The organism is Ramlibacter sp. AN1133 (assembly GCF_037890035.1).
Classification (GTDB): Bacteria; Pseudomonadota; Gammaproteobacteria; order Burkholderiales; family Burkholderiaceae_C; genus Ramlibacter.
Window position 1 is genome coordinate 23,971 of record NZ_JBBKTQ010000040.1, and the last position, 11,931, is coordinate 35,901.

The 11,931-nt window shown below is 67.6% G+C and carries 8 protein-coding genes; 6 read left to right on the top strand and 2 right to left on the bottom strand.

Annotated features, from left to right (window positions below; translation table 11 throughout):
- Nucleotides 1-38: 38 nt before the first annotated feature.
- On the bottom strand, nt 39-2,747 hold the full coding sequence (aceE, locus tag WG923_RS29305; protein WP_340354572.1) for a pyruvate dehydrogenase (acetyl-transferring), homodimeric type: 2,709 nt from the start codon (nt 2,745-2,747) through the stop codon (nt 39-41).
- Between the two features lie 202 nt (nt 2,748-2,949).
- Between aceE and WG923_RS29310 the strand changes: the two genes are divergently transcribed.
- From WG923_RS29310 to WG923_RS29330, 5 genes are all read left to right on the top strand, one after another.
- Nucleotides 2,950-5,487: a PAS domain S-box protein gene (locus tag WG923_RS29310; protein ID WP_340354573.1), complete on the top strand. Its 2,538-nt coding sequence runs from the start codon at nt 2,950-2,952 to the stop codon at nt 5,485-5,487.
- The gene (locus WG923_RS29315) at nt 5,484-6,110 is read left to right on the top strand and encodes a response regulator transcription factor (protein WP_340354574.1); all 627 of its coding nucleotides are present in this window, start codon (nt 5,484-5,486) and stop codon (nt 6,108-6,110) included. The genes WG923_RS29310 and WG923_RS29315 overlap by 4 nt, the downstream gene beginning before the upstream one ends.
- A 145-nt stretch (nt 6,111-6,255) precedes the next feature.
- Entirely contained in the window at nt 6,256-7,107 is an 852-nt protein-coding gene (gene folD / locus WG923_RS29320; protein WP_340354575.1) for a bifunctional methylenetetrahydrofolate dehydrogenase/methenyltetrahydrofolate cyclohydrolase FolD, read from the top strand.
- Between the two features lie 233 nt (nt 7,108-7,340).
- Entirely contained in the window at nt 7,341-9,392 is a 2,052-nt protein-coding gene (locus tag WG923_RS29325; RefSeq protein ID WP_340354576.1) for a M3 family metallopeptidase, read from the top strand.
- Nucleotides 9,393-9,423: 31 nt separating this feature from the next.
- Nucleotides 9,424-10,077: a glutaredoxin family protein gene (locus WG923_RS29330; protein ID WP_340354577.1), complete on the top strand. Its 654-nt coding sequence runs from the start codon at nt 9,424-9,426 to the stop codon at nt 10,075-10,077.
- A gap of 4 nt (nt 10,078-10,081) precedes the next feature.
- On the opposite strand, the gene rpiA is transcribed toward WG923_RS29330, so the two are convergent.
- Nucleotides 10,082-10,753, bottom strand: a complete 672-nt coding sequence (gene rpiA, locus WG923_RS29335) for a ribose-5-phosphate isomerase RpiA (protein WP_340354578.1) — start codon at nt 10,751-10,753, stop codon at nt 10,082-10,084.
- A 40-nt stretch (nt 10,754-10,793) separates the two neighbouring features.
- On the opposite strand from rpiA, the gene WG923_RS29340 reads away from it, so the two are divergent.
- Entirely contained in the window at nt 10,794-11,840 is a 1,047-nt protein-coding gene (locus tag WG923_RS29340; RefSeq protein WP_340354579.1) for a quinone-dependent dihydroorotate dehydrogenase, read from the top strand.
- The last annotated feature ends 91 nt before the right edge of the window (nt 11,841-11,931 follow it).

An 11,931-nucleotide genomic window follows, 5' to 3' on the forward strand; every position in this document is an offset into this window, starting at 1 on the left:
CCGCGCTCGGGCCTTGTCGTTGTCTCAGGAAGCGATTGTCACGCGTACAGCGGGTTGACCTTGTCGGCCTTGATACCGTATTTCCGGATCGCCTCGGCAACCTTGGAAACCGGCACGCTACCCTCTTCCGCCAGCGCCTTCAAGGCCGCCACCACGATGTAGTGCCGGTTCACCTCGAAGTGCTCGCGCAGCTTGCTGCGGAAGTCGCTGCGGCCGAAGCCGTCGGTGCCCAGCACCTTGTACGCGCGGCCCTTCGGGATGAAGGCGCGGATCTGGTCGACGTACTGCTTGATGTAGTCGGTGGAGGCCACGACCGGGCCGGCACGCTTGTCGAGCTGCTGCGTGACGAACGGCACCCGCGCCTCCTTCGCGTCCGGATGCAGCATGTTCCAGCGCTCGCACGCGAGGCCGTCGCGCGCCAGCTCGTTGAAGCTCGGGCAGCTCCACACGTCCGCCTGCACGCCCCAGTCGCTGGCCAGCAGCTCCTGCGCGAACAGGGACTCGCGCAGGATGGTGCCGGAGCCCATCAGCTGCACGCGGTTCTTCCCTTCGCCTCCGGCCTTGAGCAGGTACATGCCCTTGACGATCTGTTCCTCCGTGCCGGGCTGCAGGCCGGGCATGGGGTAGTTCTCGTTCAGCAGGGTGATGTAGTAGAAGACGTTCTCCTGCTTTTCCACCATGCGCTTCAGGCCATCCTGCATGATCACCGCGACTTCGTGCGCGAAGGTCGGGTCGTAGCTCATGCAGTTGGGAATGGTCTGCGCGATGATGTGGCTGTGGCCGTCCTCGTGCTGCAGGCCTTCGCCGTTGAGCGTGGTGCGGCCCGAGGTGCCCCCCAGCAGGAAGCCGCGCGCCTGCATGTCGCCGGCGGCCCAGCACAGGTCGCCCACGCGCTGCAGCCCGAACATCGAGTAGTAGATGAAGAACGGCACCATGATGCGGTTGCTGGTGCTGTAGCTCGTCGCCGCCGCGACCCAGCTGGCCATGCCGCCGGCCTCGTTGATGCCTTCCTGCAGGATCTGGCCGTTCTGGACTTCCTTGTAGTAGGAGACCTGGTCGCGGTCCTGCGGGGTGTACTTCTGCCCTTCGTGGTTGTAGATGCCGATCTGGCGGAACAGGCCCTCCATGCCGAAGGTGCGCGCCTCGTCGACGAGGATGGGCACCACGCGCTGGCCGAGCTCCTTGTCGCGCAGCAGCGCGGTGAGGAAGCGCACGTAGGCCTGCGTCGTGGAGATCTCGCGGCCTTCCGCGGTGGGATCCGTCACGGCCTTGAAGGCGTCGAGGCCCGGCACCTTCAGCTGTTCGTCCGCCTTGGGCCGGCGCTTGGGCAGGTAGCCGCCGAGGGCCTTGCGGCGCTCGTGCAGGTACTGCATCTCCGGCGTGTTCTCTTCCGGCTTGTAGAAGGGGATCTCGGCCAGCTTCTCGTCCGGGATCGGGATGTTGAAGCGGTCGCGGAAGGTGCGGATGTCGTCGTCGGCCAGCTTCTTGGCCTGGTGGGCGATGTTCCTGCCCTCGCCCGCCTTGCCCATGCCGAAGCCCTTGACGGTCTTCACCAGCAGCACGGTGGGCTGGCCCTTGTGGTTGTAGGCGCGGTGGAAGGCCGCATAGACCTTCTGCGGATCGTGGCCGCCGCGGTTGAGGCGCCAGATGTCCTCGTCGCTCATCTTCGCGACCATCTCCAGCGCCTTGGGGTGGCGGCCGAAGAAGTTCTTGCGCACGAAGGCGCCGTCGTTGGCCTTCATCGCCTGGTAGTCGCCATCCAGGACGTCCATCATGATCTGGCGCAGGATGCCTTCCTTGTCGCGCGCGAGCAGCGGGTCCCAGTAGGAGCCCCAGATCAGCTTGATCACGTTCCAGCCGGCGCCGCGGAACTCGCCTTCGAGCTCCTGGATGATCTTGCCGTTGCCGCGCACCGGGCCGTCGAGGCGCTGCAGGTTGCAGTTGACGACGAAGATCAGGTTGTCGAGGCCTTCGCGCGCGGCCACGCCGATGGCGCCGAGCGACTCCACTTCGTCCATCTCGCCGTCGCCGAGGAAGGCCCAGACCTTGCGGTTCTCGGTGTTGGCGATGCCGCGGGCATGCAGGTACTTGAGGAAGCGAGCCTGGTAGATCGCCATCAGCGGGCCCAGGCCCATGGACACCGTCGGGAACTGCCAGAACTCGGGCATCAGCTTCGGGTGCGGATAGCTGGAAAGGCCCTTGCCGTCCACTTCCTGGCGGAAGTTCAGCAATTGTTCCTCGGTGATGCGGCCTTCCATGAAGGCGCGGGCATAGATGCCGGGCGCGCTGTGGCCCTGGATGTAGAGGCAGTCGCCGCCGTGTTCCGGCGTCTCGGCGTGCCAGAAGTGGTTGAAGCCGGCTCCCAGCATGGTCGCCAGCGAGGCGAAGGAGCTGATGTGGCCGCCGAGGTCGCCGCCGTCGTCCGGATGGATGCGGTTGGCCTTGACCACCATCGCCATCGCGTTCCAGCGCATGTAGGCGCGCAGGCGCTCCTCGATCTCGAGGTTGCCGGGGCAGCGCTCCTCGTTCTCGGGCTCGATCGTGTTGACGTACCCCGTCGTCGCCGAGAAGGGCATGTCGATGCCTTCCTGGCGGGCCTGTTCCAGCAGCTGTTCGATCAGGAAGTGGCCGCGGTCCTTGCCTTCGGAGGCGATGACGGCGGAAAGCGCGTCCAGCCACTCGCGTGTTTCCTGGGAGTCGGAATCGTTGGCGGCGGCGCCGAACACGCGGTCGGGCTGAGCGGACATGTGTTGTCTCCTTGAAGCGTCCAAGTGAATTTAGTACGGGCTGGCCGCACGGGGGCGAAGTGTCGCACAGCTTCGCCAAGATTTCAAATGGTGCTTCTTCATTTCATAATGCGAATTACATGCTTGTACCTGTCGCAAGTCGGCGGCACCTTTGTCGCGCCCGTTGGTCACACCGGGGCGCGCCCTTAAACTGACCATCCTCATGCATGACAACCCCGCATCGGAGTTGCCCTCCGACGGCCCCATCCCGAACTGGTGGCGCCACTGGTGGCGGCGCCAGACGCCCACCCGGCAGGACCGCTACGCGATGGCCGCACCGTTGGCCGCGGTGCTGCTGTTCCTGGCCGCCATCGTCTCCGCTTTCGGCTACCTGCGGCTGGAGGAAATGGACCGCGAGCAGGAAGCCGTCAAGCGCGACGTCGAATACGCGCAGCAGCGCATGCGGCTGCGCCTGCTGGAGCGGCAGGAACAGTTGATGCGCATCGCCCGCGACATCTCCAACAAGGAGGTGGATGGGGAGGAATTCGTCGGCCGCGCCGAGTCGATGATCGCGCAGTATCCCGAGCTGCTGATGCTCACGTGGATCGACGAGCGCCGGCGGGTCACGGCCTCGTATGCGGCGCCCAGCCTGAGCAGCGCGCACGTGCGCACGAAAGGCGAGGTGCTGCGCCCCGGCGAGACGGAGATCATGTACAGCCTCGCGCGCGACCTGCAGCAGCCGGTGTACTCGCAGCCGGTCGCGGGACCGGACAGCTCGGGCCTGCTGCAGCTGCACGTGCCGCTGGCGGACCAGGGCAAGTTCGGCGGCGTGATCCTGGGCGAATACTCGATCGACGGCCTGCTGCGCTACGGCGTGCCGGCGGAGATCTCGGCCAAGTACGCCGTCGCCCTGCTCGATGGCAAGGGCCGCGTGCTGGCGGGCACCTCGGTGCCGGCGCGCAACCCTGCCACGCACCTGCTGCCCTGGGCCGCCCAGCCCAACGAATACGAGGTGCCCGTCTCGCCGGTGGGCAACGGCCTCGTGATCCGCGCGCAGGCCTATCGCACGGGCCTGGGGGTGATCGGCAGCGGCCTGTTCTGGCTGGTCGGTGCGCTCTCCGCGATGACGGCCTGGATGCTGATCGCCAACTGGCGGCACACCCGCCGGCGCATGCGCACCCAGCAGGCGCTGATGACGGAGACCAACTTCCGCCGCGCGATGGAGAACTCGATGCTCACGGGCATGCGGGCGCTCGACCTGCACGGCCGCATCACTTATGTCAATGCCGCCTTCTGCCAGATGACCGGCTGGAGCGAGGCCGAACTGGTGGGCCGCACCCCGCCCTTCCCCTACTGGCCCGACGAGGACCGCGAGCTGCTCATGGCGCGGCTGGAGGACGAACTCAAGGGCCGCACCATCCAGGGCGGCTTCCAGGTGCGCGTCAAGCGCAAGGACGGCACGCTGTTCGATGCCCGCCTCTATGTGTCTCCGCTGGTGGACGCCAAGGGCCACCAGACCGGCTGGATGACCTCGATGACCGACATCACCGAGCCGACGCGCATCCGCGAGCAGCTGCAGGCCTCGCACGAGCGCTTCACCACCGTGCTGGAGGCGCTCGACGCCTCCGTGTCGGTGGCGCCCCTGGGCAGCGAGGAACTGCTGTTCGCCAACAAGCTGTACCGCCTGTGGTTCGGCGGCCGCGCGGGCGGCCACCTGGGTATGGTGGCGCAGGCGGGCATGTCGGAGTCGCCGCCGACCAACGACGACCACCTCGACGAGGTCGACTCCTTCGTCGGCCTGCCCACCAACAGCCTCACGGCGGCCAGCTCCGAGAACGCGGAGATCTTCGTGCCGGAACTGGGCAAGTGGCTGGAAGTGCGTTCGCGTTACCTCACCTGGGTGGACGGCCGCCTGGCGCAGATGGTGATCGCGACCGACATCACGTCGCGGCGCACCGCGGAGGAACAGGCCGCCGCGCAGGCCGAACGCGCGCAGAGCGCCAGCCGCCTGATCACGATGGGCGAGATGGCCTCCAGCGTGGCGCACGAACTGAACCAGCCGCTGACGGCGATCAGCAACTACTGCAACGGCCTGATGTCGCGCATCCGCAGCAAGCAGATCGCGGAAGACGACGTGCTGGCGGCCCTGGACAAGACGGCGCGGCAGGCCCAGCGCGCCGGGCAGATCATCCAGCGCATCCGCACCTTCGTGAAGCGCAGCGAACCGAACCGCACCCTCTCCGACGTGAGCGTGATGGTGAGCGAGGCGCTGGAGCTGGCGGAGATCGAACTGCGCCGGCGCAACGTGCGCATGTCGCACTACGTGGCCGCGCGGCTGCCGCACCTGATGGTGGACCCGATCCTGATCGAGCAGGTGCTGGTGAACCTGCTGCGCAACGCCGCCGAGGCGATCGAGCATGCGGGCCGCCCGGCGGGCCGCCGCAGCGTGGAACTGCGCGTGGTGCCCAAGCAGATCGACGTGCAGCAGGTGGTCGAATTCTCGGTGCTCGATTCGGGCCAGGGCCTCGCCCCCGAGGTGATGGACCGCCTGTACGAAGCCTTCTTCTCCACCAAGGCCGAGGGCATGGGCATCGGCCTGAACCTGTGCCGCTCCATCGTGGAGTCGCACCACGGCAGGATGCAGGCGGAGAACATCTACAATGGCGCGGAGGTGGCGGGGTGCCGGTTCTCCTTCTGGATCCCGGTCTCCGGTGCTACAAGTCCGATAGTAGGCAAGGACGCGGGGGTGACAGCGGTATGAGTTTGATTCCCAAGAAGGGCACGGTCTATGTGGTCGACGACGACGAGGCCGTGCGCGATTCGTTGCAGTGGCTGCTCGAAGGCAAGGATTACCGGGTGCGCTGCTTCGACTCCGCGGAGTCCTTCCTCGCCCGCTACGACCCGCGCGAGGTCGCCTGCCTGATCGTCGACATCCGCATGGGCGGCATGACCGGCCTGGAACTGCAGGACCGGCTGGTCGAACGCAAGTCGCCCCTGCCCGTCGTCTTCATCACCGGCCACGGCGACGTGCCGATGGCCGTCAACACGATGAAGAAGGGCGCGATGGACTTCATCCAGAAGCCCTTCAAGGAAGACGAGCTGGTGAGCCTGGTGGAGCGCATGCTCGAACGCGCCAAGGACACCTTCGCCGAATTCCAGAGCGCCGCCAGCCGCGATGCGCTGCTGTCGAAGCTCACGTCGCGCGAGGCGCAGGTGCTGGAACGCATCGTGGCCGGCCGCCTGAACAAGCAGATCGCCGACGACCTGGGCATCAGCATCAAGACGGTGGAGGCGCACCGCGCCAACATCATGGAAAAGCTGAACGCCAACACCGTCGCCGACCTGCTGAAGATCGCGCTGGGGCAGACGCCGCCGAAGGCCTGACTACCGAAAACGGACTGCCGGACGCAGAGAGCGCAAAGGGTACGCAGAGGACGCAAAAAAGACAAAGAAAGCTTTGGAAGGTTTTCTTTGCGTCCTCTGCGTACCCTTTGCGTCCTCTGCGTCCGGCTGTTGAATTGATCCTCCCATGACAGCCAAACTCATCGACGGCAACGCGCTTGCCGCGCAAATCCGTGCCGAGGTGTCCGGGCGCACCGCGGCGCTCAAGGCCAGGGGCATCCAGCCGCACCTGGCCATCCTCCTGATCGGCGAGGACCCCGCCAGCCAGGTCTACGTCAAGCACAAGGCCGCCGACAGCGAGCAGACCGGCCTGAAGGCCACGCTGGAGCGCTTCCCCGCCACGATGACGGAAGGGGAGCTGCTGGCGAAGATCCGCGCGCTGAACGTGGACGGCGCCGTGCACGGCATCCTGGTGCAGCTGCCCCTCCCGAAGCACATGGACACCCACAAGGTGATCGAGACGATCTCCCCCGCCAAGGACGTCGACGGCTTCCACGTGGCGAGCGCCGGCGCGCTGATGGTGGGCCAGCCCGGTTTCTGGCCCTGCACGCCCTACGGCTGCCTGAAGATGCTCGACTCGATCGGCTACGACCTCAAGGGCAAGCACGCGGTCGTGATCGGCCGCAGCAACATCGTGGGCAAGCCCATGGCCATGATGCTGCTGGGCCGCGACGCGACGGTGACCATCTGCCACAGCCGCACCAAGGACCTGGGCGCGATCACGCGGCAGGCGGACGTGGTCGTCGCCGCGGTCGGCAAGCGCAACGTGCTGACGGCCGACATGGTCAAGCCGGGCGCGGTGGTCATCGACGTGGGCATGAACCGCAACGACGAGGGCAAGCTCTGCGGCGACGTCGACTTCGCCGGCGTCAAGGAAGTCGCCAGCTGGATCACGCCCGTCCCGGGCGGCGTCGGCCCCATGACCCGCGCCATGCTGCTGGTCAACACGATCGAGGCGGCGGAGCGGTCGGCGGCGTGAAGGAAGCGGGTACCGGACGCAGAGGACGCGAAGGGTACGCAGAGGACGCAGAAAAGAAAGAAAAAGGAAGGAAGGGCCTTCCCTTTTCCGTTTCCCTTTCTTTGTCTCTTTCGCGTCCTCTGCGTACCCTTTGCGCCCTCTGCGTCCGGCTGTTCGGTTTTTGCATGACGCCCATGAGGATTCCCAATCCCCGCCGACACTGACCCGCCCGCGGCTGCCGCAAAATGGGCGGCATGAGCAATCCCCTCCTCGACTTCAACGATCTCCCGCTGTGGGACCAGGTGCGGCCCGAGCACGTCGCCCCCGCAGTGGACGAACTGCTGGCCCAGGCCGACCAGGCGCTGGCGAAGGTGACCGAGCCGGATTTCCCCGCCGACTGGATCGGGATGGCGCGCGTGCTCGACGTGGCCACGGAGCGGCTCAGCCGCGCCTGGGGCATGGTCGGCCACCTCAACGCCGTCGCCGACACGCCCGAGCTGCGTGCTGCCTACAACGAGGCCCTGCCCCGCGTCACCGAGTTCTGGACGCGCCTGGGCTCCAATGAAAAGCTGTACGCCAAGTACAAGGCCATCGACGCTTCGAAGCTCACCAAGGAGCAGCAGCAGGCGCTGAAGAACGCGATCCGCAACTTCGTGCTCTCGGGCGCCGAGCTGGCCGGCCCCGCCAAGGAGCGCTTCGCGCAGATCCAGGAACGCGCCGCGGAGCTGTCGCAGAAGTTCAGCGAGAACGCGCTGGACGCGACCGATGCCTTCTCCTACTACGCCGGCGAGGACGAACTCGATGGCGTCCCGCCGGACGTCGTGCAGGCCGCCCGCGCGGCCGCCGAAGCCGAGGGCAAGCCGGGCTACAAGCTCACGCTGAAGATGCCCAGCTACCTGCCCGTGATGCAGTTCGGGCACAACCCGCAGCTGCGCGAGCGCCTCTATCGCGCCTACGTCACGCGCGCGAGCGACCAGGGCGACCCGAAGTTCGACAACACCGGGCTGGTGCGCGAGATCCTCGCCCTGCGCCGCGAGGAAGCCCGGCTCCTCGGATACAGCAATTTCGCCGAGGTGTCGCTGGTGCCCAAGATGGCCGAATCGCCGCAGCAGGTGATCGGCTTCCTGCGCGACCTCGCGCGGCGCGCCAGGCCCTATGCGCAGCAGGACGTGCAGGACATGCGCAGCTTCGCGGCCGAAAAGCTCGGCATCACCGACCCGCAGGCCTGGGACTGGGCCTACATCGGCGAGAAGCTGAAGGAGGAGCGCTACGCGTTCAGCGAGCAGGAGGTCAAGCAGTACTTCACCGCGCCCAAGGTGCTGGCGGGCCTGTTCAAGATCGTCGAGACCCTGTTCGAGGTGGAGATCCGGCGCGACTTCGCGCCGGCCTGGCATCCGTCCGTGGAGTTCTATCGCATCGAGCGCAAGTCGCAGGTGAAACGCGACCACGTGAACTCCGGCGAGCTGCTCGGGCAGTTCTACCTCGATCCCGCCGCGCGCACCGGCAAGCGCGGCGGCGCCTGGATGGACGACGTGCGCGCCCGCTGGCTGCGGCCCGACACCGGCCGGCTGCAGACGCCGGTGGCGCACCTGGTGTGCAACTTCGCCGAAGGCGTGGAAGGCCGCCCGGCCCTGCTCACGCACGACGACGTGATCACGCTGTTCCACGAATCGGGGCACGGCCTGCACCACATGCTCACGCAGGTGAACGAGCGCGACGTCTCGGGCATCAGCGGCGTGGAGTGGGATGCCGTGGAGCTCCCGAGCCAGTTCATGGAGAACTTCTGCTGGGAATGGGGCGTGCTCAAGCACATGACGGCGCACGTCGATTCCGGCGAGCCGCTGCCGCGGGCACTGTTCGACAAGATGCTGGCGGCCAAGAATTTCCAGAGCGGACTGGCCACCTTGCGCCAGATCGAGTTCGCCCTGTTCGACATGCTGTTGCACACGGACCACGATCCCGCGAGCGACTTCATGCCGCTGCTGCAACAAGTGCGAGAAGAGGTGGCGGTGCTGCACCCGCCGGCCTTCAACCGCATGGCGCACACTTTCAGCCACGTCTTCGCCGGCGGCTACGCGGCGGGCTACTACAGCTACAAGTGGGCCGAGGTCCTCAGCGCCGACGCCTATGCCGCCTTCGAGGAGACGGCGGGCGAGGACGGCATGCCCAGCGTGCAGACCGGCCGCAGGTACCGCCAGGCCATCCTGGAGGCAGGCGGCAGCCGTCCGGCCATGGAGTCGTTCAAGGCCTTCCGCGGCCGCGAACCGACGCTGGACGCCTTGTTGCGTCACCAGGGAATGGCCTGACACAATCTGCCCAACAGCAGGAAAGCCAAGCATGACGATGTCTTCTGTCCGCCTGGCGGCGCTCGCCGCCGTTCTGGGATGCGCGTCGCTGTGGGGAGCCGCCGCCCACGCGCAGGTCTATCGCATCGTGGGGCCCGACGGGCGCGTGACCTTCTCCGACCGTCCGCCCGCCGACGGCAAGGCGGCGCCGGCGCCTTCGGTGGCCCTTCCGGCCACCAACGGCGCGCAGGGCTCCGGTGCGGTGCTGCCCTCGGAACTGCGCGCCACCACGAGCCGCTTCCCCGTGGTCCTGTACACCACCGAGGCCTGCGGCCCCTGCGCCTCCGCGCGCGGCTTCCTCGTGGGCCGCGGCATCCCGTTCACGGAAAAGACCATCGCCACCCAGGCGGACGTGCGCGCCCTGCGCGCCCTGAGCGGCGACGTGCGCCTGCCCTTCGCGACGCTCGGCGCGCAGCACCTCGTCGGCTTCTCGGAGGCCGAGTGGGCGCGGTACATGGATGCCGCCGGCTATCCGAAGACGTCGGCGCTGCCGGCGGGCTACCGCAATCCGCCGCCCGCGCCGCTGGTGGCGGTGAACCCGCGCCCGATCGACCCGACCGCGCAGGCGCCCCTGGAGGCACCGGCCACGGCGTCGCCGCTGCCCAGCGATCCGTCGCCGACGAACCCGCTGGGCATCCGCTTCTAGACCGCTAGAAGTTCAGCGTCTGCACGCCGCCGCTCGTGCCCAGCAGGCACACGGCGGCTTTCTGCTGCGCGAACACGCCCACCTCCACCACGCCGGGCCACTGCTTGACTTCGGTCTCGAAGGCCAGCGGGTCGCGGATGCTGAGGCCCGTCACGTCGAGGATGTGCTGGCCGTTGTCGGTCACCAGCGGGTTGTCGTAGCGCAGGCGCACGGTGGCCGTGCCCCCCAGCGCCGCGAACTTGCGGACGATGCGCTGCGTCGCCATCGGGATGATCTCCACCGGCAGCGGGTACTTTCCGAGCACCTCCACCTTCTTGGATTCGTCGGCGATGCAGATGAAGCGCCGCGACTGCGCGGCGACGATCTTCTCGCGCGTGAGTGCCGCGCCGCCGCCCTTGATCATGCAGCCCTGGCCGTCGATCTCGTCGGCGCCGTCGATGTAGACCGCGAGTTCCTCCACCTCGTTGGCGTCGAACACGCGGATGCCCAGCGCGCGCAGGCGATCGGTGGAGGCCTCCGAGCTGGAGACGGCGCCGCGGATCTGGTCCTTCATCGTCGCGAGCGCCTCGATGAACTTGTTGACCGTGGAGCCCGTGCCGACCCCCACCACTTCGCCGAGCGGCACGTACCTCAGGGCGGCACGCCCCACCACGGTCTTGAGTTCGTCCTGTGTCACGCGACAATCCCCGGTTTGGTCTGGAAACCGGAATTATCGGATGTCGCTGCTGCCCTATGCCCTGGCCCGCCCTTTCCTCTTCAGGCTCGATGCCGAAGCCGCGCACGAGCTCACCCTGGGAACGCTGGCGCGCCTGCACGCAACGCCCCTGGAATGGGCCTGGCGCAACGCCTTCGTGCCCGACCCGGTCGAACTGGCGGGGCTGCGCTTTCCCAACCGCATCGGCCTGGCCGCGGGGCTGGACAAGAACGCACGCTGCATCGACGCCCTGGGCGCGATGGGCTTCGGCTTCGTCGAGGTCGGCACCGTCACGCCCAGGCCGCAGGCGGGCAACCCGAAGCCGCGCCTGTTCCGCCTGCGTGCGGCCGATGCGCTGATCAACCGCCTGGGCTTCAACAACGACGGCCTGGAGGCCTTCGTCGCCAACGTGCAGCGCTCGCATTTCCGTGAGCAGGGGCGGCTGCTGGGGCTCAACATCGGCAAGAACGCGGTCACGCCGATCGAGCAGGCCACCAGCGACTACCTCGCCTGCCTGGCCGGCGTGTACCCGCATGCCGACTACGTGACGGTGAACATCTCCAGCCCGAACACCAAGAACCTGCGGGCGCTGCAAAGCGACGAGGCGCTCGATGCGCTGCTGGCCGCGCTGGCCGCGCGGCGCGAGCAACTGGCCGTGCAGCATGGCCGGCGCGTGCCGCTGTTCGTGAAGATCGCGCCCGACCTCGACGAAGCGCAGGTCGACGTGATCGCGGCCACCTTGCGCCGCCACGGCATGGACGGGGTGGTCGCCACCAACACCACCATCGCGCGCGACCGGGTCCAGGGCATGCCGCATGCCGAGGAAGCGGGCGGCCTGAGCGGCGCCCCGCTGCTGGCGGCCAGCAACCGCGTGATCGCGCAGCTGCGCGCGGCGCTGGGCGCGGGCTACCCGATCATCGGTGTCGGCGGCGTCATGAGCGCCGACGATGCGCTCGGCAAGCTGCGCGCGGGCGCCGACGTGGTGCAGATCTACACCGGCCTCATCTACCGCGGCCCGGCCCTGGTGGACCAGATCGCGAAGGCGTTCGCGCGTCAGCACTCGAGCTGAATATCGAAACCCAAACGGCCGGACGCAGAGGGCGCAAAGGGTACGCAGAGGACGCAAAAAAGAGAAGGAAAGAAGGAAAGAAGGAAAGAAG